Below are 22401 nucleotides of genomic sequence, written 5' to 3' on the forward strand. Positions count from 1 at the left end.
CCCGGGCCGGCTCCGGACCGGACCTCCCCGCCCTGATGCAGCGGATCGCCCGCGGCGACCAGGACGCCTTCAGCGCGCTGTACGAGGTCATCGCCGGCCCCGTCCACGGGATCGTCGTCCGGGTCCTGCGCGACCGCGCGCAATCGGAGGAGGTCACCCAGGAGGTGCTGATCGAGGTCTGGCGGCAGGCCCCGCGCTACCGGCCCGACAAGGGCGCCGTCATGACCTGGGTGATGACCATCGCCCACCGCCGGGCGGTGGACCGGGTCCGCTCGGCGCAGGCCGCGACCGCCAGGGAGCGGGACAACGCCGCGCGGGAGCACAGCCGTGCCTACGACGAGGTGAGCGAGCGGGTGGAGATCCGGCTGGAGAGCGAGCAGGTACGCCGCTGCGTGCGCGGGCTCACCGAGCTCCAGCGGCAGGCCGTGCACCTCGCCTACTACGGCGGGCTCACCTACCGCGAGGTCGCCGAGACCCTGAGCACCCCGCTGCCCACGGTCAAGACACGGCTGCGCGACGGGCTGATCCGGCTGCGCGACTGCATGGGAGTCACCGTATGAGCAGCGGCACCGACCAGTTGCACGCGCTGTCCGGCGCCTACGCCCTGGACGCGCTGGACCCCGAGGAACGGGAGGCGTTCGCGCGCCATCTGCCCCGCTGCCCGCTGTGCGCGCAGGAGGTGCGGGAGTTCGCCGCGACGGCGGCCCGGCTGGGTGCGGCGGTCGCCCTGGCGCCGCCGGCCGCGATGCGGGCCGAGGTGCTGGCCCGCATCGACACGGTGCGCCAACACCCCCCGGTCCGGCGGGGCATGGTGGCCCTGCGCGGGCGGTCCCTCCCGCTGGCGCTGGCGGCCTGCCTGGCCGGGGCGTTGGCGCTGGGCGGCACGGCGCTGTGGCAGCGGGAGCAGGCCCGGGAGTCGGCGCGCGCGGTGCACGACCTGCGGGACCTGACCGAGGTGATCGCCGCCCCCGACGCCCGGACGGTCACCGGCCGCTCCGTGTCCGGCACGCGGGCCACCGTGGTGGTCAGCGCGGCGCGGGACCGGGCGGTGTTCCTGAGCTCCGGGCTGCCGCCCGCCCCGGCGGGCAGGACCTACCAACTGTGGTTCGCGGACGGCGGTGTGATGCGTCCGGCCGGCCTCGTCCCGGGCGACGGGGGCACCTTGATGAGCGGCCCGGTGGGCCGGGCCACCGCGGTCGGGGTCACCCTGGAGCCGGCGGGCGGCTCGCCGCGTCCGACCTCGGAGCCGCTGATGCTGATGCCCCTGGCCGCCGCCCGTGACCGTTGACCGGGCGCCCGGCGGCGGAACGTCCGACGGAGGGCGCCCGACCCTGGCCGCCCCACCCGTTCCGGCCGATGATCACTGACGACAGACGTCACCCGCCGCGCGACTCAGAGCCAGCCGTTGCGCCGGAAGCCGCGGTGGATGACGTAGCAGGCGAGCGCCATGACGACGAGCACGATCGGATAGCCGTACCGCCAGTGCAACTCCGGCATGTCGTCGAAGTTCATGCCGTAGACCCCGCAGACCATGGTGGGGACGGCGACGATCGCCGCCCAGGCCGTGATCTTGCGCATGTCCTCGTTCTGGGCGACGGTCACCTGCGCGAGGTGGGCCTGGAGGATCGAGTCGAGGAGGGAGTCGTAGGAGTTGATCTGCTCGGTGGCCCGGGAGAGGTGGTCGGCCACGTCGCGGAAGTAGGCGCGGATCTCGGGCGGGATCACCGGTATCGGCTGCGTGGCGAGCAGGTGGAGCGGGCGGGCCAGTGGCGCCACCGCCCGGCGCAGTTCGAGGAGTTCGCGCTTGAGCTGGTAGATCCGGCCGGCGTCGCCGCCGGCGCCGTTCTCGCTGAAGACGGCGGTCTCGACGGCGTCCATGTCGTTCTGCACGGCGTCCGTGACGGCCACGTAATCGTCCACCACGTGGTCGGCCATCGCGTGCAGCACGGCGGCCGGCCCCTTGCGGAGTTGGTCCGGCGCGGCTTCGAGGGCCTCGCGGACGGGGCCGAGGGTGCCCTGCCCCCCGTGCCGGATGGTGAGGACGAAGTCCTCCCCGGTGAAGGCCATCAGCTCGCCGGTCTCGACGACCTCGCTGGTCGCCGTCAGCTCCTCGTGCTCGACGTAGCGGACCGTCTTGAAGACGGCGAAGAGGGTGTCGTCGTAGCGCTCCACCTTGGGCCGCTGGTGCGCGTTCACGGCGTCCTCGACGGCGAGCGGATGCAGCCCGAACAGCGCGGCCAGGCCCGCGAGCTCCTCCTGGGAGGGCTCGTGCAGGCCGATCCAGACGAAGCCGTCGCCGCTCTTGCGGACCCGGCGCAGCGCCTCTTCGGCGTCGGCGCAACCGTCCTGGCGGACGCCGTCGCGGTAGACCACGCAGTTGACGACCGCGCTGCCGAGCGGGGAGCGGGCCGGGTGGCTGAGGTCGACGGCCCGGCGGTAGCCGATGCGCACGGCTCGGCGCAGGCTGCTGAACATGGACAACGGGGTACTTCCCTTCGGCGGATCAGCGGCCAGTCTGCCACCGCCGCCCGCGCCCCCCTCCACGCCCACCCCCCAGCGCGTCCGGGCGGGCCGGGCGGGCCGGGCGCCGTCAGCCGCGGTCGATGAAGACGCTGGTCGACTTGACGCGGGCGACGGCCCGGGCCCCGACCTCCAGGCCGAGTTCCTCCACCGCCTCCCGCGTCAGCAGGGAGACCACACGGTGCGGGCCGGCCTGGATCTCGACCTGCGCGTCGACGATGCCGAGCTTCACGGCGGTGACGATCCCCGGAAAGGCGTTGCGCGCCGAGGTGTACGGGGTCTCGTCGCCGTCCGCCCCCTCCTGCGCCAACTCGACGCAAAAGGCCGCCAGGTCGGGGCCGTCGACCATCCGCCGGAGCCCGTCGCGCCGGGTCGGGAACCGTTCGGCGTCGGCCCAGCGGCGTGCCGTGTCGACACTCACGCCGAGCAATCGGGCCGCCTGGCCGATCGTGTAGGAGTCCATGGCGCCCACCCTAAAGCGTCAGGTCCGGCGTCCGGCCCGGCGTCGCGCCCGGCGTCGGGTCCGCGGGCAGGAGCGCCTCCGCCGCCGCCCGGACGATCACCGTGGCGACGACCGCCAGCGCGGGCGAGTCCAGCTTCCACTGCTGCCAGTACAGCGGCACGTCCAACGGCCGCCGGGGCGTCAGCAGGACCAGCTCCCCCGTCCGCAGCAGCGGCTCGGCCTGCGGCTGGGGGACCATCCCCCAGCCGAGACCGGCCGCCACGGCGTCACGGAAGCCCTCCGAGGTCGGCACCAGGTGCCGGGTGGGAGCGGCCGAAGCACCCTGGGCGTCAGGGCCGCCGAGTGAGCGCACGAAGCGGTCCTGCAGTTCGTCCCGGCGGTCGAACACGATCGTCGGCGCCTCGCGGAGCCGATCGGCCGGACCGCGCGGCCCGGCCAGGTACCGGGCCACGAATCCGGGGCTGGCCACCGGCAGGTACCGCGCGAGACCCAGCGGCCGTACCGTGCAGCCCGCCACCGGATCGGGCGAGGAGGTCACGGCCGCCATCACCTGCCCCTCCCGCAGCAGGGCCGTCGTGTGTCCCTCGTCCTCCCTGTGCAGTTCGAAGCAGATCGGCGGGTCCTGCGGCACCCGCGTCAGCGCCGGCAGGAACCAGGTGGCGAGCGAATCGGCGTTGACCGCCATCGGCAGCCGCACCGCCCCCCGCCCGTCCGCCATGCCCATGCCCAGCTCGGCGCGGGCGTCGCGCTCAAGCCGGGCCAACTGCCGGGCGAAGCGGACCACCACCTCCCCGGACTCCGTGGCCCGCACCGGCTTGGTCCGCATCAGCAGCACCCGGCCGGTGCGCTGCTCCAGCGCCTTGACGCGCTGGCTGACGGCGGAGGGCGTCACGTGCAAGGCGGCCGCCGCCGCGTCGAAGGTGCCCTCGTCCACCACGGCGAGGAGCGTCCGTACCTGTTCCAGGGGAAGCTCGTCCATCACAACACCTAATGGTACGTAAAAATCTTTAGCTGTACTGCATGAGTCGACCGCGCCTACCGTCGAACACATGACACACGGCATCACCACAGCGGCCCTGGCGGGCTTCGGCACCGGCCTCTCCCTCATCGTCGCCATCGGCGCACAGAACGCCTTCGTCCTGCGCCAAGGCGCGCGCCGGCACGCCGTCCTCCCCGTCGTGGCCATCTGCGCGGTATCCGACCTGGTCCTCATCGTCCTCGGCGTCGCGGGCGTCGGCGCCTTCGTCACCGCCTGGCCGGCCGCGCTGACGGTCGTCGGTCTCGCCGGCGGCGGCTTCCTGATCTGCTACGGGGTCCTCGCGGCCCGCCGGGTGCTGCGGCCCGTCCCGGGCGCGGCCCTCGCCTCGGACGGCGCCGCCGCCGGATCGGCCCGCCGGGCCGTGCTGACCTGCCTGGCCATGACCTGGCTCAACCCGCACGTCTACCTGGACACCGTCCTGCTGCTCGGTTCCCTCGCCGCCGACCGCGGTGACCTGCGGTGGGCCTTCGGCGTCGGCGCCGGGGTGGCGAGCCTGACGTGGTTCACCACCCTGGGCTACGGCGCCCGCCTGCTCAGCGGGATCCTTGCGCGCCCGGCGGCCTGGCGGGCCCTGGACGGGCTCGTCGCCGCCACCATGGTGACGATGGGCGGCATGCTCCTGGCCCGGGCCTGACCGCTCGACGGCCCCCGGCGGCCACAATGGTGCCGCCCTTCCCCTTCCTCCCCCAGCAGACCAAGTGCCCGACCGGCCTTCCCAGGTGGTGGCCCGGGCCCGCACCGGGCCGCCCGGCACGCCCCGTTGCCGACAAGACCGCACTCGTCCGCATCCGCCTGCCGCGGAGCGAGCTGTCGGCTTGGCGCACGGCGGCGCGGGGCGAGCTGCGCGGCCTCGTCAAGCCCCTTCTGCGCCGGCAGATCGAAGCCTGCCTGACCGCGCGGGCCGACGGCACCGGGCCCCTGGAACTGCACGCCGGCCGTCCGTATGAGGAACCCTTGACCCAAGGTTGACCGCTTCCCTGGTGAGCCCACCGGTCCCGGCAACTACGGTCCGCTGCATGTCTCTACGACCCCCACCCCTCCCCGTACTCCCCTACCGCAAGCCGACGCGCGGCCGCGACTACTGGATACTCGACGACGTGCTGCCGGATCCGGACGCCGTCCGGGAGCGCTGCCTGGCCAGGGACGACTGGACGGAGGGCTACCCCCACAAGCCGGAGAGCTGGCCGGGCCTGCGCGCGATGCCCGCGCTGGAGCCGGCCGAACTGGCCCACGTCGAGCGCCTGGTGCGCAAGGCGACGGGCGCCCCGAAGATCTGGGCCGAACAGCCCTCCGGGGGCGGCACGTTCAACCACAACTGCGTCCAGGTCGTCGGCGCGGGGGAGTGCGAACCGCGCCCCCACACGGACTCCCGCACCCTGTGCCGTTACGCGGCCGTGCTCTACCTCAACCCGCGGGTCCCCAAGGACTACGGCACGAGCTTCTACCGCCAGCAGCTAGCGGGCGGCAGCCTCGGCGGCAATCAGGTGGCGGCCCCCCACAACAACCTCGTCGACGCCCTCGGCACCCGTTTCGTCTCCGCCGACTCCTTCGTCGAGGACGTCCGCGTCCCCCACAAGGCCAACCGCCTGCTGCTCTACTCCGCCAACCTCATCCACACGGCGACGGGCTACTGCGGCACCACCCTGGAGGAGAAGCGCATGACGGCGGTCTTCTTCTGGATGGCCTGACCCCCCGCCAACCCCCGCCCCGACCCGATCGCCCTGACCTTCGGTCGCCGGCACGGGCGGTATCGTCGGGCGCGGAGGTCGGGAGCATGAGCGCGAGCCGGAGTGGGCGGGCGGTGGGTGCCTGGGGGCATCTGCTGCTCGTCGTCGTGCTCGCGCTCGGGGTCTTCGTGATGCACTCGGTCGGGCACCCCGACAGTCCGTCCGCCCATCCAGCCGCGCATCCCGCCGCCCAGCCGGCCGAGCACGCGGCGGACGCGACGGTGCTCGCCGACCCGGAGCACGGCGCCCGGGTGGCGCCGCACGCCCCGGGCATGCGCATGGACATGGCTGCCCTGTGCGTGGCCGTGTTGGGCGCCGCGATCCTCCTCGTGCTGCTGCGCGCCGCCTTGGGCCGCTCCGGCCTTCTCCCGGCGCGCCCGCACCCGGGCTCGGCGCCCGGGCTCTCTCCCCGCCCGCCGCCACGGGCGCCCGACCTCACCCTGCTGTCGATCCTGCGCATATAGGCCGAACGCCGCCGCGGGCCGGTTCACCGTGCCCGCGGAACCCCGTTCGTCCACCGTCACGCAGTTCAGACACCACGAGGTTTCACCATGCCAAGCACCACTCTCCGCCGTATCTCCCTCGCCGCCACCATGACCGCCGCCGGGCTGCTCCTCGCCGCCTGCGGGGGTGGCGGCGGCTCGATGGACGGCATGGAGCACGGCGCCCCCACCGCCTCCCGGGCGGCGTTCGGCGCCGCGGACGTCACGTTCGCCCAGCAGATGATCCCCCACCACCGGCAGGCCGTGGAGATGGCCGCCCTCGCGGACGGGCGGGCCGAGGACACCGAGATCAAGACGCTCGCCGCCGCGGTCCGTACGGCACAGGACCCTGAGATCCGGACCATGAAGTCCTGGCTCGCGGCCTGGGGCAAGCCGGAATCGGGCAGCGCCATGCCGGGGATGGACCACGGCTCCGGCGGGCACGACGGATCGGGCACCGCCGGGATGATGTCCGACCAGGACATGAAGGACCTCGAAGCCGCCCGGGGCACGGACTTCGACAAGAAGTTCGCCCGCCTGATGATCGTCCACCACAACGGGGCGATCGAGATGGCCCGTGCCGAACAGAAGGACGGCCGCAGCCCCGACGCGAGGAAGCTGGCCGACGACGTGGTCAAGAACCAGTCGGCGGAGGTCGGTCGGTTGAACAGGGTCCTCGCCCGCCTCTGACCGTTCTCCCCGTCCGGCCGCCCCGCTCCGGGCGGCCGGACGGCCCACCTCGAAGCCGTCCGGAGCGCCCGGGCCACCGGCCGTGCCGCCGAATCCGGGTGCGCGCGGGCACCGGGCGCACCCGCCTACACCCGCGGCTCGGGGGCGGGGACGAGCGCCCAGGGGCCGGGGCCGGTCCCGGCGGACCAGGCGTGAAGGGCCTCACGGTCGAAGCAGAGGATGCCGCACTGCTCGGCGTACTCGACGGCCGGGGTGGTGAAGTCGCTCGTGGTGACCACGGCGGCCACCTCCGCCTCGTGGACGGCGAAGCAGGTGCCACCGAAGCGCTGCAGGTCCTGCGAGCCGACCTTGTTGGTGGCGCGGTAGCGCTTGCACTGGATGACGACGCGCCGCCCGTCGGGGGCGGTGGCGACGATGTCGGCGCCCAAGTCCCCCGCGCCCCCGACGACGCGCACGTCACGACAGCCGTCCCGTTCGCACAGCTCGGCCACGGCCCCCTCGAACGCGTCGCCGTCCAGCACGTCGTAGTCCGCGGGTTCCGCGGCCACCCACGCCGCCTCGGGCACGACCGCCCCCGCCACCGCCGCCGGTACCCCCACGGGCGCCGGTTCCACGATCTCCGCCGCCGCGCACTCCAGCGCCCGCGCCGCCCGTCGTGCCGCCCGGCGCAGGCGCAGCCGACGCCCCGCGCGGACGGAACTCCACGCCAACGGGAGACAGGCCGCCGCGGTCAGGGCGGCCGCGACCGGGTGCGCGGCGGCAGCCTCCGCCAAGACCCGTACGGCGAAGCCCGCTCCGCACACGAGCAGCGCCACGGCGGCGAACCACAAGGCCGTGACGCGCAGGCTGAACCGGGTCCGGCGCCCGGCCGGCGCCGGCACCGGCCCGGGTATGCGCTGGGTCGGTATGGTCATCGGCGCGTCGCCCCCCTGTCGTTCGCCTCGTCGTTGGCTTTGTCGTTCGCTTCGTCGCGAGGTCACTGCTGTGCAAGATCGTTGCTGACGTCTGCCCTGCCGCGCGCCGTTGAAGCGGCCTGCGGACCCCTGATCGGACCCTCCGGTCGAAGAACGAAAAGGAATGCGGCGAGCCCACGTTTGCGCCCCCGGATCCGGGCCATACGGCTTGATGTCGGTGGGCTGGCGCTTCGAGCGGTGTGGCAGGCCACCGGGATCGGCGCCCGCACGCGGCACCCCATCCCCCCGGGTGTCGTGTGCGGGCCACCGGACCGACAACGAGACACGAGACGCACGTCGCGCCACATGTCGCGCCACCCGTCGGACGCGACACGAGACCTGACCGGAACGACCCGCTGCCGTACCGGCCCCTCCCGGCACACCAGACCCCACCGGCTGCCTCCCCGCAGCGCCGAACAGCCTGGTCGAGGCCCCGAGAGGACGGTACGGCGGCTTCCGCTGCCCGAACGCGAACGCGAACGAACCGACCGCACGGGGAAGGTTGAGGGATGAGGCACGCAGAGGTGAACGTCCGGCACCACCCCGTGACGCGAGGTCCGGGCCGGTGAGCGCCACGGTGGCGGACGAAGGGGTGCGCGCCGTCTCCCGTGGCGGCGCCGCGCGCGAGGTCACGGCGCGCAGCGGTCTGGTGGCCCGGGGCGTGCTCTACGCACTGACCGGGCTGCTGGCCGTACGCGTGGGCCTCGGCACCGGCGGCGGGCGGGAAGCCGACCGGCAGGGCGCGTTGCAGGAGCTGGCCGGGAAACCGCTGGGTCCCTTCCTCGTCTGGGCCGTCGGCGTCGGCCTGGTCTGCATGATGCTCTGGCGGTTGTCCGAGGTCGCGTTCGGCGCCGCCGGTCCCAAGGGTGACGCGGCGACCAAGCGGCTTGCCTCGGCCGCGCGGGCGGTGTTCTACGCAGTCGCCGCCTACTCGGTCCTCTCCTTCGCCGCCGGCTCGGGCGGCGCCCGCTCCGGCGACGAGCAGTCGCGCGACGTGACGGCGAAGGTCCTCGGATGGCCCGGCGGCCAATGGCTGGTCGGCGCGGTCGGCGCCGCCCTGGTCGTCGGCGGGGTCGTCACCGCCGTACTCGCGGTGCGGCGCACGTTCCGCAAGCACATGAACCTGAGCGGCCTCTCTCCCCAGTGGCGGCGGGCCGTCGAACTCCTCGGCGTGGCGGGCGGCGTGGCGCGCGGTACGGTCTTCGCCGCGGCGGGCGGTTTCGCGGTGCACGCCGCCGTGCGGTACGACCCCGCGCAGGCGAAGGGCATGGACGACACGTTGCGTACGCTGACGCGGACCCCGGCCGGGCCCTGGCTGCTGGTGGCGGTGGCCATAGGGCTGATGTTGTTCGGGGCGTTCTCCTGGGCCATGGCCCGGTGGCGCGAGGTCTGACCCACGCCGGTGGGCCGGTCCTTCCCTCCTCCCCCGTGGCAGGACCCCCCGTACCTACGCGTCCCCCGGCCGGTTCGGCCGGGGGACGCGGGGTGGGCCCGCCGTGGCGGGGTTCCGGTCGGCGTCAGGTCATGTAGCCCGGGCCGTCCTCGGTGGCCTCCCGGCCCGTGGGCGCACGGTTCTCGCCGCCGGTCGCGCCGGTGGAGCCCGTGGTCCCGCCGGTGGCGCCGGGGGTCCCGCCGGTCGTGGCACCGCCGGTGGCCGTCCCGGCCTGGGCCGCCCCCGCCGTTTCGCGGCCGGCGCGACGCAGTTCCTCGGCCGTCTCCTGTCCCGCGTCCTTGGCCTGTTCCTGGGTGGTGGACACGGCGTCCTGCGCGGCGGACCTGACGGACTCGACCGCCTCGGCGGCGGGCTCCCGCAGTTCGTCCCTGACCTCCTGGGCCGCCTGGAGGGCCGTCTGCTTCACGGGTTCCAGCAATTCCTGCCCGTGCTCCCGCAATTGCCGCCCCGCCCGTTCCTCCGTCTCGGTGGTCGGCAGCAGACCTCCGGCGAGCAGACCGGCTCCGAAGGCGATGAGGCCTGCGGCCAGGGGGCTGCCCTGGGTCTGCCGCCTCGCCTGGGCGGGCGCCTGCTGGAGGGTCTCGGTCAGACCGCCCACCGCCTCCCGGGCGGTGTCCGCCACGCTCTCCGCCGCCTGGCCGGTGCCCTCGGTGAGGCCCCGTGCGGTCTCGTGCGCCGTGCCCATCACGCGCTCCTTCACGCCGCTCAGTCCCCGTCGCATCGAGCCGACCCGCCGCTGCGCCACCCGGCGCGGTGTCACCCTGTCGGCGAGGCGGTCGACGTTGTGCGCCAAGTGGGCGCGCCTGTACTCCACATCGGTTCTCAACTGATCGGGTGTCGTGCCCATCGGGCGTCCTCCTTCACCGTTTCCACGGTCTGCTCGGGCTTGAGGTTGACGGTGCGCAGTTGTTTGCGCCCATTGACGTAGAGGATCGCGCCGGCCACCGCCCACACGGCCGTGACGATGAGCGCGGCCCAGGCGATGTCCATGGCGTGGGCCAGGGCGAAGACGACGGTCAGACTGCCCAGCAGCAGGACCAGGTGACCGGCGTAACCCGCGCCGCCCAGCATTCCCACCGCTTTCCCCGCCTTCGTCGACTCCTGCTTGATCTCGGCCTTCGCCAGTTCGATCTCGTCGCGGACCAACTGCGACAGGTCCGCGCCGATCTCGGCGATCAGGTCTCCGATCGACGGTTCGGTCGGCGGCTCGGTCGACCGCTGACCCGTCGTGGTCCACCGGGGCGTGGTCGCGGGGGCCGGCGGCCGTTCATGTGCGGAGATGGCCACGGTCAACCGCCTTCCGTCGGGTGGGCGCCGCCGGTTTCCGGCCGGGAGGCGGGCGGGTAGGCCGGCGGGGCGGGCGCGCCCTGCGGGGCCGGGGTCACGTGCGGTGGCTGCGACTGTCCGTAGGTGTCGAGGGGGTCGGCGTACGGCCCTGGGCCTGCGCCGGGCGCCGTGTCCGCGCCGTCGCTCCCGGGCTCGACGGCGGGCCTCGCGGCCGGCGACACCGCGGGCGATACGTCAGGCGGCACGGCGGGCGCGGGTGCAGGGTAGTCGTCGCCTCCCGCCGCCGGGACGGCCCGCGGGCCGGTCCCGTCGCTCCCCGCCGCGTTGAGTCCGTGGACCACGCGCGCGGCCGCGAAGCCGGCGAGTGCGGCGCCCGCGAGGAACACGCCGGGGCGGCGCCGGGCGAAGTCCTGGAGGTCGCCGATCAGCCCTTCGGGACCGCGCTCCTCCAGCCGGTCGGCGACCTGCCGGCCGCCGTCCGCCACCCGACCGACCAGTCCGGCGGCCGTGGAATCGGCCCTGCCGTTCTCGCTCATCTCCCGCAGTTCGTCCGAGAGTCGGCGTACGTTCCCGGCGAGGCGGCGCGTCTGCGACCCCGCCTGGTCCTGGAGCTGGTCCTTGAATTCGCCGATGAGGTCACGGGCCTGGCCGGTGGCCTCGCCGACGACCTGACCCGCCTGCTCCTTGGCCGTCTGGGCCACTTCGGTCGCCTTGTCACCGACCGTCGCGGCGCTCTCCCCCAGTTTGTCCTGGGCCGTTCGCGCTACCGCCGCCGACGTGCTGTCCGGACGGCGGCCTGAGTCCTGGATGTGAGTCAAGGCTCCTCCTGGTCGATCGAAGTAATCAATCGGTCCTCCATCCGCGCGTACCCGGCCGTCCGCACTGAACCCCAAACATGAGCAAAAAAGACATAACCAACTGAGGGTGGAATGCCCGCGGAAACGGGTAGCAGAACCGTCCAGTCGCAGACGACGGCGAAGTGGTGCGTGATCGGTGATGGCCGACTGCAAAGTTCCCGACTACCGCACGGGCAGGCGCGGGCGCCATTGGACGCACGCCTTGCGCAGTGCGCAGCGAGCCGGCGCCGTGATCGTCACGGATGACGCCGGGGAGCCGGTCGCCTATGCCCACACCGACAGCGGACCGGGCCGCCTGCGTCCCTGGGTCGGCGCGGACGGCATGCGGTACGACAGCTACGAGGTCCACCCGGAGTGGTAACCCGCTCACGGCCCGGGCGCCGCGACGGAAACGCCCGGCATCACATGAGGGGAGGGGGCCACCCCTCACGGGACGGGCCCGCGGCCGACGGGAAAGGGGTACGCGCTACCAGCGGTACCAACGACCGCCACCGCCGCCACGCGGCCTGGCCAGGAAGCCGACCAGCCAGATCACCAAGACGGCCAATGCGACCCACCAGAGGATCTTGACGGCGAATCCGACGCCGAAAAGGATCAGCACGAGCAGAAGAACGAGGAGCAGCGGGACCATAATCGTCCACCTCCGGCAGGCGCCTGCCCGAGCCGGAACCATCCATGCGCGCTCTTATGCATTTCTTATCCACGGCACTCGCCCGCCTGCGCGACTCCCCCCGGCTCCACGACCCCCGGGCCGCTCAGGCCACCGACATCCCGCCCCGCCCGTGCCAGTCGAGGCAGACCACCAGCGCGTCGTCGTCCGCGTCGGCGTCGCGGTAGTCCCGGAGCGCCCGCAGCACCGCGCTGGGGACCTCCGTGGCGGGCAGCAGGCCGGCGGAGGCGATCGCCCGGGACAGGGCCTGCTCCTCGTACGCCTCACCCCCGGGTGAGGAGACGGCGTAGACCCCGTCACTGACGAAGACCAGCCGGTCGCCCGGCAGGACGCGGAATTCCTGGAGCGTGTACTCCGATTGGTCGAACATGCCGAGCGGGAACTGGGCCTCGAAGGGGATGCGCTCGACGACCTTGTCCCGCTGGCGCCACAGCTGCGGTGAGCCCGCGTCGACGACCTGGACCCTGCCCGTCGCCAATTCGAAGGAGAGCAGGAGGGTGGAGACGTACGCCTCGCCGCGGTGGGCGGCGTACAGGGCCTGATCGGCCAGGGCGGCCTGGTCCGCGATGCCGATCCCGGCCCGCCGGGCATTGCGCAGGGCGTTGACCGCGAGGTTCGTGAGCAGGGCCGCCCGGATGCCCTCGCCCATGCCGTTGGTGATGGTGAGGGTGAGGTTCTCGGCCGTACTGGCCCAGTCGAAGTTGTCCCCGTGGATGGCGTACGCGGGCTCCAGCTGGGCCCCGATGGAGTACTCGGCCCGCGCGCAGGCCCGGGCCGGCAACAACTGCCACTGCATCTCCGCGGCCAGGGTGAGCCGGCTGACGCGGCGGGCCTGGAGGTAGATGTCGGTGTCCCGTTCCGCGACGAGGATCTCGTGCCCGAGCAGACCGGCGGTCTCCGCGAGGTCGTTGCGGCTCTCGGGCGTGCAGAGATCTTTGGGCAGGGACACCGACAGGATGCCGAGCCGGTCCCCCCGGACGGTCACCGGCAGGTGGAGGACCACCGTGCCGCGCCCGGCGTCCTCCTGGCAGGGCACCTGACTTCCGAAGGCCCGCCCCGCGACGGTGCTGTGGACGGACAGTCCGGCGGCGGTCCGGGGTACGGCGGTGACCGGGTGCAGGGTGGTGAGGCTGTAATCGGCCATCAGCAGTTCCACGGCGTGCGCCCCGTAGTGGGTGGCGAGGGAGGACCGCGCCGCCTCGATCAGTGCATGCGGGGCGGCGGCGCGCAGGGCGCGCTCGACGGCCAGGAAGTTCGTCATCGTCGGGTGAGGCTCTCTTGGGTCACAGGGGAGGCGCCGGTGGTCGAGGGTCGCGGGGGCGGAAGGCACAACGGTCGGCGCGGATCGGGCCGGGCGGGGGAAACGGCGGCTCGGGCAACGGCCCGGAGCTGCCGGGATGGCTGGGACAGGGTGCGGGATGACACAGTAGGCCAATGCCCGCCCCCGGCCAGCCCCCCGACCACTTGGCGGCCGCCCATGCCCTGAGCACGGTCTCGCAACTGCTCGACGTGCTGTGGGCCCGCGGGCAGGAGGCGGTGGCGACCGGCTCGGTCCCCCCGTCCCAGCTCCGCGCGCTCGTCGTCATCGAGGGGAACCAGGGCACGAACCTACGGGCGCTGAGCGAGGCCTTGGGTTCCCGCCCCTCGGCCGTGAGCCGCCTGTGCGACCGCCTCGAAGCCGTCGGGCTGCTCCGCCGGACGGCGAGCGCCCACAGCGCGCGCGAGATCGAACTGCACCTCACCCGGGCCGGGCGGAACACCCTCGATCAGATCCGCGCCTTCCGCCGGCGCGAGGTGACCGACGTCCTGGCCTCCATGCCTGCCGCGCAACTGGCCGCCCTGACCTACGGACTCGCGGCCTTCGAGGACGCCGCCGGCGCCCGCATGGGAGTGCCCCGTCGCGATCCCGGCTCCCCGGCGGCCATGACGGACACCGCCTGAGCCGGTCCCCGCTGCGCACTCGCCCCGGAACCGGGGCTTTCGGTACGCACGCCCCCACCAGCAATTGTTGCCATGTGGAAACTATATCGCTAGCGTGGAGATCCTGGTCGCGCATCAAGGCCGGAGCTGCGCACCGGTCACCGACGAGGTGGCGGCGCCGCAGAACGCCGAAGCGGGAGACGACCGTCCGGTCGGCCTCGCCGTAGCCCATGAGAGGCCATCTGTGCCGACGACTCGTATCCACCACCTGAACAACGACCTGTTGAGCGTCACCACCGTCCGGACCGAGAACGCCTGGGTCATCACGGTCAGCGGAGAGGTCGATCTCGACACGGCCGATCCCCTTCGACTCACCCTGGAAGCAGCGTCTTCCCCCCGCCAGCCCCTGCCCGTCCTGCTGAACCTCAGGGACGTGCGCTTCGGCGGCTCGGCCCTGGTCAACCTGCTGCTGCGGGCCCGCAGCAGCCTCGGGCCGGACCGGCTCACCCTCGCGGACCCGGCCCCCCGGGTGATCCGGCTGTTGCGCCTGACCGGCCTGGACGCCCACTTCGAGGTCGGCCCCCGCCCGGCGGCGGCCCGCGCCGAGCCCGACTCCGTCGCGAAGGTCACGTACCGCCCCTGACCCTGCTCCCTCGCGACCGCCCCTGACCGCTCACGACCGCACACGCGAGAATTCCCCGCCGTCGGAGATGGTCCCGCCGACGAGCGGGGTAGTCGGACGTTATGACCGACCTGAACCCGAACGAACAGCAGCCGGACAAGGACGTCGACGAGTGGGTGACCGGCGACGAACCGGCCACCGGCCCGCAGCTGAGTTATCTGCACACCCTGGCCCGGGAAGCGGGCGAGGACGTGCCGGAAACCCTCACCAAAGCGGAGGCGTCACGGCTGATCGACCACCTCCAACAGGCGTCGCCCCGCACCGCCGCGCCGCACGGGGCGGTGCCCCGTACCCCCGCCGACGAAGCGGCCACCCGGCCCGGCGACACCGAAAGTCCGTGATCGGAAGCGCGTGATGCGAGCCCCGCCACGGCTACGGGCCGCGGAGCGGCGCCTCACCCGGCGCATGGCCGGCTGGGACTCGCTCTGGGCGCGACGCGTGCTGCCCGCCGTCGAGGACGCCGCGCGGCGGACCAAACTGTGGTGGGGCGTCGCCCTGCTGCTGGCCGTCGTGGGCGGGCGGCGCGGCCGCGCGGCCGCGACGGCCGGCCTGGCCGGGATGGCGGTGGCCGAAGTGCTCTCCAACGGCGTCGCGAAGCGGCTCGTACCCCGGGACAGGCCGCCGAAGGAATGGTTCCACGCGGACGAGGTACGGGACCGGCCCGACTCCTCGTCGTTCCCATCGGGCCACACCGCCGCCGCCGTCGCGTTCACCGCGGCCGTGACCGAGAAGTGGCCGGGCGCCGGTGCGCTGTGCCTGGCGGCGACCGCCGCCATCGCCGTCGAGCGGGTCCACAGCGGCGCCCACTACCCCAGCGATGTCGCGGCGGGCGCCGTCATCGGCCTCGCCTCCCGGGCCCTGCCGCGCGCCGTTCCGGCCGCCTGGCGCCGCGGCCGGCGGCTCCTTCCGCGGGCGGCCCCGCGCGTCAGTGGCCCGGGCCGACGCGGCCGTGGCCCTCGTGACGGCCGTCGGCGCCTTCCTCGTTGAACCAGTAGTCCCCGGCGGCGAGGTAACGCCGGCGGGCCTCCCCGGCCCGGCCGACCGCGGCGCGGCGGGGGGCGTCGGCCGTGGCGGCGAGGGGGAGTTCGGAGCGGTCCTGACGGGGCTGGCGTTCGAACACAACGGGCTCCTGACGGGGCTGGGGTGGGATCTCCCTCATGATGGCGCCGCACCCCGCGTCCCGCAGGTCGAGGCGGCCCCGTCCCCCGCCGGAGCCACCTGCGGATGCGCCGCGAGCCGTTCCGTGGCAGCCTGAACGGCCCCTCGACGCGCGGTGCGCCGGGAGCCGAAGGGAAGCGCGAAGCCGAGGCCGGGAGCCGACGCCGAGGCCGGGCCGCGTCCCGGGGCCGGAACCGGCCCCGGGCGCCGCGCCGTATCCGGTCAGGACGCCCTGCCGCCGCGCCGGAGGCCGAGCGCGATGAGGGCCGCCGTGGCGATCACCGTCACCGCGTCGATCAGCAAGACCGTGCGCACCCCGTCGAAGAGCGATGCCCGCGTGGTCGCGAGCACGCCGAGGAGCGGGATACCGATGGTGATGCCGACCTGCTGCGTGGTGGTGACGAGGCCGGTCGCCAGGCCCTGTTCCTCGTCCGGGACGCCGCTCGTGACGGTCAGCCCGTACGAGATGATCGCGCCGAGGTGGAACATACTGGCCACCGATACCGCGACGGTCGCCACCAGCGCGCCCGATCCCGCGCCCACCGCCAGCAGCCCGGCGGTGAAGACGCCCTGGCCGAGCAGCGAGCCGATCAGGGTGCGCCGGGCTCCGAGCCGGCCGATGACCCTCGGGGCGTAGGAGCCGGCGACCGCGGACGCGGCGCCCTGGACACCGAAGATCAGGCCCGTGGCGAGGGAGGACAGCTCCAGCGTCTCCTGGAGGTAGAGCGTCAGGACGAACACCACCGTGGACATCATCGAGAAGGTGACCAGACCGCCGAGGTTGCCCCAGGCCACCGTCGGCCGCCTCAGCATCGGCAGCGACACCAGCGGGGCCGCCGACTTCGACTCGACGGCGGCGAACGCGACGAGCAGGGCCGCTCCGACGGCCAGCGTGCCCCATACGTCTGCTCCGCCGAAGCCGCGCTGGGCCGCCGTCGAGAGCGAGTAGATCAGGGCGAGCAGACCTCCGGTGACGGTGACCGCGCCCGGAACGTCCAGTCGGGGCCGGTGCGGAGTGCGCGATTCGGGCAGCAGTCCGGGGGCGAGGACGAGGACGATCACCGCGGTGGCCGCCAGGAGACCCATCGTGGAGCGCCAGCCGAGGGTGTCGGTCATGACGCCGCCGAGGACCATGCCGACGGTGAAGCCGAGGGACAGCAGGGTGGCGGAGATGCCGAGCGCCTTGTCGCGCAGTGGGCCCTCGGGGAACGTGGTGGTGAGCAGGGACATGCCGGTGGGCACGATGGCCGCCGCCCCGAGGCCCTGGATGGCCCGCGCGGCCAGGAAGACCGCCGGGCTCCAGGCCAGCGAAGCCAGCAGGGAGGCGGCTGCGAAGAGGGCGAGGCCGGTCAGGAACAGCTTCTTGCGCCCGTAGAGGTCGGCGGTTCGGCCGAACAGGAGGAGGAATCCGCCGGAGGGCAGCGCGAAGGCGGTCACCGCCCACTGGAGGGCGGACCGGTTCAGGCCCAGGTCCTCGCCGAGCACCGGCAGGGCCACGTTCAGTACGGAGAAGTCGAGCGCCACCATGAACTGGGCGGCGCAAAGCACGAAGAGGACGAGCTTGGCCCGGCCGGTCAGCCGGTCCGCGCCGGGGGCCACCGGCTGCGGCCCGGTGGTTGTCACTTGGGTATCGATCGCCATGCCCATCACCCTGGCGCGCGGGGAACGCCCGTGGAGAGTGGGCACTTATCCTGTTGGTGGCACCACCAGGCAGCCGACAGGGGGAACGAGTGGCTACACCGACCGACCATCACCGCCGTTCGGAACTGCGGGGGTTCCTGATGAGCAGGCGGGCCAAGGTGAGCCCGACGGAGGCCGGACTGCCCGTCGGCGGGGGCCGCCGGCGTACGCCGGGCCTGCGCCGCGAGGAGGTGGCGGTACTCGCGGGGGTCGGGGTGTCCTGGTACCAGTGGTTGGAGCAGGGCCGCGACATCACCGTGTCGCCCCAGGTCCTGGACTCCGTCAGCAGGGTGCTGAAACTGACCAGCGCCGAACGCAGACACCTGTACGTGCTCGCGGGACTGAACCCGCCCGCCTTGGCGGTGGCGCCGGGCGACCAGGACATGTGCAACGGCCTGAAGCGGCTGATCGACGCGTGGATGCCGTTTCCCGCGCACATCATGGACGCGTACTGGAACACGGTGATGTACAACGACTCGGCGGCGCTGGTGCTCGGTATGCGCCCGGAGATCGTGCAGAACTGCCTGATCGCGTTCTTCACCGACCCCGTCTACAAGTCGCGGTCCCGGCACTGGCAGGAGAACGCCGGTCCGGTGGTCGCCCAGTTCCGGGCGGCGTACTCCGAGTTCCCCGATGACGACGGGTTCCGCGCGGTCGTCGAGGAGGCCCGGGAGTTGAGCCCGGAGTTCGCCGAGCTGTGGGACCGCCGGGACATCCGGCCCGGCGGTCAGTTGCGGAAGGAGCTGGAGCACCCGGTCGTGGGCACGCTCCACGTCGAGTCGACCCAGCTGCGGGTCCCGGCCCGCCCCGACCTGGCGATCGTGCTGCACACTCCGCTGCCCGGCACCGGCACGGCGGAGAAGCTGGAGTGGCTGACCTCACCGGAAGCCCGCCGGGGCTCGATGTACCCGATCGCCGGCTGACCGTCCGCGACACCCCGCGCCCGCCCCCGTCACGGATCGCGGGGCGCGGGTCGCGAGGCGCGGGTCGCGGGTCGCGGGTCGCGGCCTCAACCGGCGTGGACGTGCGGGCGGCGCCGCCGGTCGGGTTCGGCCCCGCGGATGACCTCACGGGTGACGGGGGCGACCTCGCCCTGGCCGAAGAGGAAGAAGCGCAGGAAGTTGGCCATCGGGTTGCCCTCCGTCCACTCGAAGTAGATGTGCGGGCGCCGTCCCGTCTCGTCGCGTACGTACAGGAGCAGCGCGGCCAGGGCGTTGGGGATGCTGGAGCTCTCCAGCGTCAGCACCCGGTAGCGGTCGTGCAGCACTTCGCCGCGCACGCGCAGCCCCGACTCGAACTCGGACGCGTCCAGGACGGTGACCTCGACGAACGTGATGTCGTCGCCGGGCGGGATGTCGTTGTCCTCGTGGATCTGCGCGGTCTTGTCCCGGTACTCCGCCCGGTCGCGGCTGCCGGGCTCGTTGGCGACGAAGCGGATCGTGCGGTTGGCGGCGTCGCGGACGAATCGCCGCGCCATGGGGTCGAGTTCCACGTCGGTGACCCGCAGCTCGAAGACGCGGGCGAGACGGGACAGCAGGGAGAGCGCCATGATGCCGGCGATGAAGCAGGCGCCGATCTTCACGCCGTCAGGGCGTTCGGCGACGTTGACGGCGGTCGTGTAGAGGAGGACCGCGGAGATGACGCCGAAGCCGATGGTCCAGCCGCCTTGGCCGGCCTTGCGGGCGGCGATGGTCACTGCGACGGCCGCGGAGGTGATCAGGACGAGCACGCCGGTGGCGTAGGCACCGCCCTGCGCGTCCACGTCGGCGTCGAAGAGCCAGGTGACGAGGAACGCGACGAGGGTGAACACGATCACCATCGGGCGCAGGGCCCGGGCCCAGTGCGGGGCCATGCCGTAGCGGGGCAGGTAGCGCGGCATCAGGTTGAGCAGTCCGGCCATCGCCGAGGCGCCCGCGAACCACAGGATGAGGATGGTCGAGACGTCGTAGACCGTGCCGAAGGCGGAGCCCAGGTGCTGGTGGGCGAGGTAGGCGAGGGCTCGGCCGTTGGCCGCGCCGCCCGGCTCGAACGCGTCGGCGGGGATGAGCAGGGTGGTGACGAAGCTGCTCGTGATGAGGAAGACGCTCATGATCGCGGCCGCGGTGGTCAGGAGCTTCTTGGTGCCGCGCACGCGTCCCGCGGGCTCGTCGGCCGTGTCGTCCCGCTCGCCCCGTACGTGCGGCATGACGGCGACGCCTGTCTCGAACCCGGACATGCCGAGCGCGAGCTTCGGGAAGACGACGAGCGCGATGGCGATCATCATGAACGGGTTGCCGTGCTCGGCGGTCAGGGCGCGCGACCAGTCGACGATGACGTGCGGCTCGGAGAGCACCTGCCACAGGCCGACGCCGATGACGACGACGTTCAGGGCGAGGTACGAGCCGACCAGGACCACGGCCACGCCGATGGCCTCGCTGAACCCCTTGAGGAACACCGCCCCGAGCAGGGCGACCAGCAGCAGTGTGATGACCACCTCGTGGCCGTGCAGCACCCCGGTCAGGTGCGGGTTCTCCACCAGGTGCGCGGTGGCGTCGGCGGCGGAGAGGGTGATGGTGATCAGGAAGTCGGTCGCCGCGAAGCCCAGCAGGGTCAGGACGAAGAGCTTGCCCTTCCAGAAGGAGAGCAGCCGTTCCAGCATGGCGATCGAGCCTTCGCCGTGTGGGCTCTCCTCGGCCACCCGCCGGTAGACGGGCAGGGCGCCGAAGAGGGTGAGCAGGACGAGCACGATGGTCGCGACCGGCGACAACAGGCCGGCGGCGAGGGCCGCGATGCCGGGCTGGTAGCCGAGGGTGGAGAAGTAGTCGAGACCGGTGAGGCACATGACGCGCCACCACGGACGGCCCTCGTGCTCGGCGTGCGCCTGCTGTTTGGGGCGGTCGGTCAAGCCTTCCAGCAGCCACGCGCGCAGGCGTGACGTGCGGGCAGGGGTGGCCATCGTGGTGCTCCTGTCGTACGCATGGATTCGGCCATCACCTCGACGGCGGAGCAAGCGTACGCAACCCGAGCATTCGTTACCGTTCGGGGTCCGATCCTGACACTTTCTTAACGCTGTCGTCCGTGGCACCTTCGGATGTGTGGTCGCGCACCCGCGACCGGGGCGACGCGTATGAAGACGGGCACCTCGGCCGCCAAGGAGGCCGGGAACATGGTGGACCCGGACTCCGACCCCACCAAACTCATCGAGATCGTGGAGATCGGCAAGCAGCTCCTCATCAGGCGGGGCGCGCTGACCACGCTCTCGGTCGCGAAGTACTTCGCGATCATCCCGGCCATGTTCTCGGTGGCGCCTGATCGCCCCGTTCGTCGGCATCAAGATCATCGACCTGCTCCTCTCCCTCGTCCCCGGAATCGGCTGAGCCACCATGAACAACCCAGTAGGCACCACCGCCCGGCTGCTCGGCGCGGGACTGCGCGCCCTGCTCGCCCTCACCGTCATCTGCGGCGTCCTCTACCCCCTCGCCGTGACCGGGATCTCGCAGGCCGCCTTCCCCGACAAGGCCAACGGCTCGGAGATCCGGGACGGCGGCGGCCGGGTCGTGGGCTCCTCCCTGATCGGCCAGACCTACGACCTGGCCAAGCAGGACCCCAACGACCCGGAGGAGGCGGCCGCGCCGGACCTGAGGTGGTTCCAGCCGCGACCCTCCCTCGGCCTCGGCTCCAACACCGTCAACAGGCAGTACTCCCTCCTCGTCTCGGGCGCCACCAACGAGGCGGCCGACAACCCCGACCTCGTCCGGCGGGTCACCGCGGCGAAGGCGGCCGTGGTCGGCGCCAACTCCACGGCCGGCTTCAAGGTCAGGCCCGAGGACGTACCGGCCGACGCCGTCACCTCCTCCGGCTCCGGCCTCGACCCGGACATCTCCCTCGCCTACGCCGAGCTCCAAATCCACCGCGTCGCCGAACGCAACCACCTCGACGTGCTGCGAGTGAAGCACGTCCTGGAACTCAACACGGCGCTCAAGGCACTCGGAACTGTCTGACACGGCTTGTACTTGCTTAAATGGAAAGTAGAAGCCATCCTGGACAGTAACGGCTGCGAGCAGGGGGATGGCGATGGACGGAGCGGGGAACGGTGTCGATGCCTTGGGCAGGGCGGCCGCGGCGGAGCGGGCGGCCCTGCGGGGCAGCGATTGGTACGCGCGCTACCTCGCGGTGTTCGGTGGTAGCCAGTTGCTCGTGGTGCCCAGCGCCCTCCTGTGGCACGGCCGCGTCGCCGCCGCCGTGTTCACCGTGGCGCAGGTGCTTCTCGTCGGCGGACTGAGCGTGTACGCCGTGCGGCAGCGGGTGGTCCGGCGGGGCTTCGGTGTCCGGCACGGGTTGATCATCGGGACCTGGGGGGTGTTCTTCGCCGCGACACTCATCGTGGGCTTGACCGTCTTCCCGGGGAGCGCGGCCTTCGCCGCAGTCGGCGCCGTGGCCTGTGCCCTGCCGCCGACGGTCGGTGTCCGGCTCGAACTGCGGCGGCAGTCATGACCCCCGGCCCGGGCTCCCACCCACGTCACGAGCTCGACCCGCTGCTCAACGCCCCCGTCCGGCTGTCCCTGGTCGCCGCCCTGGCTCCGCTGGACAAGGCGGAGTTCGGCTTCCTCCGTGACCTGGTGGAGATTAGCGACTCGGCCTTGTCGAAGCAGGTCGCGGCCCTGGAGGAAGCGGGCTACGTTGACGTCCACAAGGGCCGCGTCGGCCGGCGCCCGCGGACCTGGCTGTCCCTGAGCCCCGAGGGGCGTGCCGTCTACCAGCGCCACCTGGCCGCCCTGCGCGCCATCGCCGCCGACTGGTCGTAGCGGGTGACCGCCGGGCGGCGGCGGCCCCGCGCACCT

29 protein-coding genes and 1 pseudogene are annotated in these 22401 nt (G+C 73.0%); 18 read left to right on the forward strand and 12 right to left on the reverse strand.

Annotated elements, in window-relative coordinates:
* Positions 1-35: 35 nt before the first annotated feature.
* Positions 36-560: an ECF RNA polymerase sigma factor SigK gene (gene sigK, locus ABZ934_RS02625; protein WP_361308687.1), complete on the forward strand. Its 525-nt coding sequence runs from the start codon at positions 36-38 to the stop codon at positions 558-560.
* Entirely contained in the window at positions 557-1288 is a 732-nt protein-coding gene (locus tag ABZ934_RS02630) for an anti-sigma factor (RefSeq protein WP_361307716.1), read from the forward strand. The genes sigK and ABZ934_RS02630 overlap by 4 nt, the downstream gene beginning before the upstream one ends.
* A gap of 104 nt (positions 1289-1392) precedes the next feature.
* Here ABZ934_RS02630 and corA read toward each other — a convergent pair whose 3' ends face one another.
* From corA to ABZ934_RS02645, 3 genes are all read right to left on the reverse strand, one after another.
* Positions 1393-2475 (reverse strand): magnesium/cobalt transporter CorA, encoded by a 1083-nt coding sequence (gene corA, locus ABZ934_RS02635; RefSeq protein ID WP_361307718.1) that lies wholly within the window; start codon positions 2473-2475, stop codon positions 1393-1395.
* Between the two features lie 115 nt (positions 2476-2590).
* Positions 2591-2983, reverse strand: coding sequence for a TOBE domain-containing protein (locus ABZ934_RS02640; RefSeq protein ID WP_361307720.1), 393 nt, complete (start codon positions 2981-2983; stop codon positions 2591-2593).
* Positions 2984-2993: 10 nt separating this feature from the next.
* The gene (locus ABZ934_RS02645; RefSeq protein ID WP_361307722.1) at positions 2994-3962 is read right to left on the reverse strand and encodes a LysR family transcriptional regulator ArgP; all 969 of its coding nucleotides are present in this window, start codon (positions 3960-3962) and stop codon (positions 2994-2996) included.
* Between the two features lie 70 nt (positions 3963-4032).
* Between ABZ934_RS02645 and ABZ934_RS02650 the strand changes: the two genes are divergently transcribed.
* The 5 genes from ABZ934_RS02650 to ABZ934_RS02670 all read left to right on the forward strand — a co-directional run bounded on the left by ABZ934_RS02650 (position 4033) and on the right by ABZ934_RS02670 (position 6921).
* Positions 4033-4656 carry a LysE/ArgO family amino acid transporter gene (locus ABZ934_RS02650; protein ID WP_361307724.1) on the forward strand — a complete coding sequence of 208 codons (624 nt, stop codon included), beginning with the start codon at positions 4033-4035 and terminating at the stop codon, positions 4654-4656.
* A 26-nt stretch (positions 4657-4682) separates the two neighbouring features.
* Positions 4683-4991: a hypothetical protein gene (locus tag ABZ934_RS02655; protein WP_361307726.1), complete on the forward strand. Its 309-nt coding sequence runs from the start codon at positions 4683-4685 to the stop codon at positions 4989-4991.
* A gap of 47 nt (positions 4992-5038) precedes the next feature.
* Positions 5039-5710 (forward strand): DUF6445 family protein, encoded by a 672-nt coding sequence (locus ABZ934_RS02660; protein WP_361307728.1) that lies wholly within the window; start codon positions 5039-5041, stop codon positions 5708-5710.
* Between the two features lie 86 nt (positions 5711-5796).
* The gene (locus ABZ934_RS02665; RefSeq protein ID WP_361307730.1) at positions 5797-6213 is read left to right on the forward strand and encodes a hypothetical protein; all 417 of its coding nucleotides are present in this window, start codon (positions 5797-5799) and stop codon (positions 6211-6213) included.
* Positions 6214-6300: 87 nt separating this feature from the next.
* Entirely contained in the window at positions 6301-6921 is a 621-nt protein-coding gene (locus ABZ934_RS02670; RefSeq protein WP_361307732.1) for a DUF305 domain-containing protein, read from the forward strand.
* Positions 6922-7046: 125 nt separating this feature from the next.
* On the opposite strand, the gene ABZ934_RS02675 is transcribed toward ABZ934_RS02670, so the two are convergent.
* Positions 7047-7835 (reverse strand): restriction endonuclease, encoded by a 789-nt coding sequence (locus tag ABZ934_RS02675; protein ID WP_361307734.1) that lies wholly within the window; start codon positions 7833-7835, stop codon positions 7047-7049.
* Between the two features lie 616 nt (positions 7836-8451).
* On the opposite strand from ABZ934_RS02675, the gene ABZ934_RS02680 reads away from it, so the two are divergent.
* Entirely contained in the window at positions 8452-9267 is an 816-nt protein-coding gene (locus tag ABZ934_RS02680) for a DUF1206 domain-containing protein (protein ID WP_361308689.1), read from the forward strand.
* Between the two features lie 124 nt (positions 9268-9391).
* On the opposite strand, the gene ABZ934_RS02685 is transcribed toward ABZ934_RS02680, so the two are convergent.
* Genes ABZ934_RS02685 through ABZ934_RS02695 form a run of 3 tightly spaced genes read right to left on the reverse strand, consistent with a single transcriptional unit; the run spans position 9392 to position 11432 of the window.
* Positions 9392-10174: a DUF3618 domain-containing protein gene (locus ABZ934_RS02685; protein ID WP_361307736.1), complete on the reverse strand. Its 783-nt coding sequence runs from the start codon at positions 10172-10174 to the stop codon at positions 9392-9394.
* A complete protein-coding gene (locus tag ABZ934_RS02690) occupies positions 10150-10614 on the reverse strand; it encodes a phage holin family protein (RefSeq protein ID WP_361307738.1) in 465 nt (154 codons plus the stop codon). Before ABZ934_RS02690 ends, ABZ934_RS02685 begins: the two co-directional genes overlap by 25 nt.
* A 2-nt stretch (positions 10615-10616) precedes the next feature.
* Positions 10617-11432 (reverse strand): hypothetical protein, encoded by an 816-nt coding sequence (locus ABZ934_RS02695; protein ID WP_361307740.1) that lies wholly within the window; start codon positions 11430-11432, stop codon positions 10617-10619.
* A 178-nt stretch (positions 11433-11610) separates the two neighbouring features.
* Between ABZ934_RS02695 and ABZ934_RS02700 the strand changes: the two genes are divergently transcribed.
* Entirely contained in the window at positions 11611-11832 is a 222-nt protein-coding gene (locus ABZ934_RS02700) for a hypothetical protein (RefSeq protein WP_361307742.1), read from the forward strand.
* Positions 11833-11937: 105 nt separating this feature from the next.
* Here the strand turns inward: ABZ934_RS02700 and ABZ934_RS02705 are convergent, their stop codons facing one another.
* A complete protein-coding gene (locus tag ABZ934_RS02705) occupies positions 11938-12102 on the reverse strand; it encodes a hydrophobic protein (RefSeq protein ID WP_361307744.1) in 165 nt (54 codons plus the stop codon).
* Between the two features lie 124 nt (positions 12103-12226).
* Complete coding sequence (locus tag ABZ934_RS02710; protein WP_361307746.1) at positions 12227-13402, reverse strand: PP2C family protein-serine/threonine phosphatase; 1176 nt, start codon at positions 13400-13402, stop codon at positions 12227-12229.
* Between the two features lie 173 nt (positions 13403-13575).
* Here ABZ934_RS02710 and ABZ934_RS02715 point away from each other — a divergent pair, with 173 nt between their 5' ends.
* The 4 genes from ABZ934_RS02715 (at position 13576) to ABZ934_RS02730 (ending at position 15730) form a co-directional block, all read left to right on the forward strand.
* Positions 13576-14082, forward strand: a complete 507-nt coding sequence (locus tag ABZ934_RS02715; RefSeq protein ID WP_361307748.1) for a MarR family transcriptional regulator — start codon at positions 13576-13578, stop codon at positions 14080-14082.
* 223 nt (positions 14083-14305) lie between these two features.
* Entirely contained in the window at positions 14306-14704 is a 399-nt protein-coding gene (locus ABZ934_RS02720; RefSeq protein ID WP_361307750.1) for an STAS domain-containing protein, read from the forward strand.
* 101 nt (positions 14705-14805) lie between these two features.
* Positions 14806-15084 (forward strand): DUF3072 domain-containing protein, encoded by a 279-nt coding sequence (locus ABZ934_RS02725; protein WP_361307752.1) that lies wholly within the window; start codon positions 14806-14808, stop codon positions 15082-15084.
* A 13-nt stretch (positions 15085-15097) separates the two neighbouring features.
* The gene (locus tag ABZ934_RS02730) at positions 15098-15730 is read left to right on the forward strand and encodes a phosphatase PAP2 family protein (RefSeq protein WP_361307754.1); all 633 of its coding nucleotides are present in this window, start codon (positions 15098-15100) and stop codon (positions 15728-15730) included.
* On the opposite strand, the gene ABZ934_RS02735 is transcribed toward ABZ934_RS02730, so the two are convergent.
* Both ABZ934_RS02735 and ABZ934_RS02740 read right to left on the reverse strand, forming a co-directional pair.
* Positions 15669-15863: a hypothetical protein gene (locus ABZ934_RS02735; protein WP_361307756.1), complete on the reverse strand. Its 195-nt coding sequence runs from the start codon at positions 15861-15863 to the stop codon at positions 15669-15671. The two genes, ABZ934_RS02730 and ABZ934_RS02735, sit on opposite strands and share 62 nt — an antisense overlap.
* A gap of 260 nt (positions 15864-16123) precedes the next feature.
* Positions 16124-17542: an MFS transporter gene (locus ABZ934_RS02740; RefSeq protein WP_361307758.1), complete on the reverse strand. Its 1419-nt coding sequence runs from the start codon at positions 17540-17542 to the stop codon at positions 16124-16126.
* Positions 17543-17682: 140 nt separating this feature from the next.
* Between ABZ934_RS02740 and ABZ934_RS02745 the strand changes: the two genes are divergently transcribed.
* Positions 17683-18504 carry a helix-turn-helix transcriptional regulator gene (locus tag ABZ934_RS02745; RefSeq protein WP_361308691.1) on the forward strand — a complete coding sequence of 274 codons (822 nt, stop codon included), beginning with the start codon at positions 17683-17685 and terminating at the stop codon, positions 18502-18504.
* A gap of 86 nt (positions 18505-18590) precedes the next feature.
* On the opposite strand, the gene ABZ934_RS02750 is transcribed toward ABZ934_RS02745, so the two are convergent.
* The gene (locus tag ABZ934_RS02750; protein WP_361307760.1) at positions 18591-20516 is read right to left on the reverse strand and encodes an amino acid transporter; all 1926 of its coding nucleotides are present in this window, start codon (positions 20514-20516) and stop codon (positions 18591-18593) included.
* Positions 20517-20687: 171 nt separating this feature from the next.
* Between ABZ934_RS02750 and ABZ934_RS02755 the strand changes: the two are divergent.
* The 4 genes and pseudogenes from ABZ934_RS02755 to ABZ934_RS02770 all read left to right on the forward strand — a co-directional run.
* Positions 20688-20937: pseudogene (locus ABZ934_RS02755) on the forward strand (hypothetical protein); the annotation flags it as partial.
* 6 nt (positions 20938-20943) lie between these two features.
* Positions 20944-21561: a potassium-transporting ATPase subunit C gene (locus tag ABZ934_RS02760; RefSeq protein WP_361307762.1), complete on the forward strand. Its 618-nt coding sequence runs from the start codon at positions 20944-20946 to the stop codon at positions 21559-21561.
* A 73-nt stretch (positions 21562-21634) separates the two neighbouring features.
* The gene (locus tag ABZ934_RS02765; protein WP_361307764.1) at positions 21635-22054 is read left to right on the forward strand and encodes a hypothetical protein; all 420 of its coding nucleotides are present in this window, start codon (positions 21635-21637) and stop codon (positions 22052-22054) included.
* Positions 22051-22365 carry a transcriptional regulator gene (locus ABZ934_RS02770; RefSeq protein WP_361307766.1) on the forward strand — a complete coding sequence of 105 codons (315 nt, stop codon included), beginning with the start codon at positions 22051-22053 and terminating at the stop codon, positions 22363-22365. The genes ABZ934_RS02765 and ABZ934_RS02770 overlap by 4 nt, the downstream gene beginning before the upstream one ends.
* Positions 22366-22401: the final 36 nt, after the last annotated feature.

Origin of the sequence: Streptomyces sp. NPDC046557 (genome assembly GCF_040645975.1) — a bacterium.
Classification (GTDB): domain Bacteria; phylum Actinomycetota; class Actinomycetes; order Streptomycetales; family Streptomycetaceae; genus Streptomyces.

What these genes read in the sequence shown, in the direction of transcription:
- sigK (WP_361308687.1), top strand. Translation starts at nt 36, where the DNA reads ATGCAGCGGATCGCCCGCGGCGACCAGGACGCCTTCAGCGCGCTGTAC.
- ABZ934_RS02630 (WP_361307716.1), top strand. Translation starts at nt 557, where the DNA reads ATGAGCAGCGGCACCGACCAGTTGCACGCGCTGTCCGGCGCCTACGCC.
- corA (WP_361307718.1), bottom strand. Translation starts at nt 2,475, where the DNA reads ATGTTCAGCAGCCTGCGCCGAGCCGTGCGCATCGGCTACCGCCGGGCC.
- ABZ934_RS02640 (WP_361307720.1), bottom strand. Translation starts at nt 2,983, where the DNA reads ATGGACTCCTACACGATCGGCCAGGCGGCCCGATTGCTCGGCGTGAGT.
- ABZ934_RS02645 (WP_361307722.1), bottom strand. Translation starts at nt 3,962, where the DNA reads ATGGACGAGCTTCCCCTGGAACAGGTACGGACGCTCCTCGCCGTGGTG.
- ABZ934_RS02650 (WP_361307724.1), top strand. Translation starts at nt 4,033, where the DNA reads ATGACACACGGCATCACCACAGCGGCCCTGGCGGGCTTCGGCACCGGC.
- ABZ934_RS02655 (WP_361307726.1), top strand. Translation starts at nt 4,683, where the DNA reads ATGGTGCCGCCCTTCCCCTTCCTCCCCCAGCAGACCAAGTGCCCGACC.
- ABZ934_RS02660 (WP_361307728.1), top strand. Translation starts at nt 5,039, where the DNA reads ATGTCTCTACGACCCCCACCCCTCCCCGTACTCCCCTACCGCAAGCCG.
- ABZ934_RS02665 (WP_361307730.1), top strand. Translation starts at nt 5,797, where the DNA reads ATGAGCGCGAGCCGGAGTGGGCGGGCGGTGGGTGCCTGGGGGCATCTG.
- ABZ934_RS02670 (WP_361307732.1), top strand. Translation starts at nt 6,301, where the DNA reads ATGCCAAGCACCACTCTCCGCCGTATCTCCCTCGCCGCCACCATGACC.
- ABZ934_RS02675 (WP_361307734.1), bottom strand. Translation starts at nt 7,835, where the DNA reads ATGACCATACCGACCCAGCGCATACCCGGGCCGGTGCCGGCGCCGGCC.
- ABZ934_RS02685 (WP_361307736.1), bottom strand. Translation starts at nt 10,174, where the DNA reads ATGGGCACGACACCCGATCAGTTGAGAACCGATGTGGAGTACAGGCGC.
- ABZ934_RS02700 (WP_361307742.1), top strand. Translation starts at nt 11,611, where the DNA reads ATGGCCGACTGCAAAGTTCCCGACTACCGCACGGGCAGGCGCGGGCGC.
- ABZ934_RS02705 (WP_361307744.1), bottom strand. Translation starts at nt 12,102, where the DNA reads ATGGTCCCGCTGCTCCTCGTTCTTCTGCTCGTGCTGATCCTTTTCGGC.
- ABZ934_RS02710 (WP_361307746.1), bottom strand. Translation starts at nt 13,402, where the DNA reads ATGACGAACTTCCTGGCCGTCGAGCGCGCCCTGCGCGCCGCCGCCCCG.
- ABZ934_RS02715 (WP_361307748.1), top strand. Translation starts at nt 13,576, where the DNA reads ATGCCCGCCCCCGGCCAGCCCCCCGACCACTTGGCGGCCGCCCATGCC.
- ABZ934_RS02725 (WP_361307752.1), top strand. Translation starts at nt 14,806, where the DNA reads ATGACCGACCTGAACCCGAACGAACAGCAGCCGGACAAGGACGTCGAC.
- ABZ934_RS02730 (WP_361307754.1), top strand. Translation starts at nt 15,098, where the DNA reads ATGCGAGCCCCGCCACGGCTACGGGCCGCGGAGCGGCGCCTCACCCGG.
- ABZ934_RS02740 (WP_361307758.1), bottom strand. Translation starts at nt 17,542, where the DNA reads ATGGCGATCGATACCCAAGTGACAACCACCGGGCCGCAGCCGGTGGCC.
- ABZ934_RS02745 (WP_361308691.1), top strand. Translation starts at nt 17,683, where the DNA reads ATGAGCAGGCGGGCCAAGGTGAGCCCGACGGAGGCCGGACTGCCCGTC.
- ABZ934_RS02750 (WP_361307760.1), bottom strand. Translation starts at nt 20,516, where the DNA reads ATGGCCACCCCTGCCCGCACGTCACGCCTGCGCGCGTGGCTGCTGGAA.
- ABZ934_RS02760 (WP_361307762.1), top strand. Translation starts at nt 20,944, where the DNA reads ATGAACAACCCAGTAGGCACCACCGCCCGGCTGCTCGGCGCGGGACTG.
- ABZ934_RS02765 (WP_361307764.1), top strand. Translation starts at nt 21,635, where the DNA reads ATGGACGGAGCGGGGAACGGTGTCGATGCCTTGGGCAGGGCGGCCGCG.
- ABZ934_RS02770 (WP_361307766.1), top strand. Translation starts at nt 22,051, where the DNA reads ATGACCCCCGGCCCGGGCTCCCACCCACGTCACGAGCTCGACCCGCTG.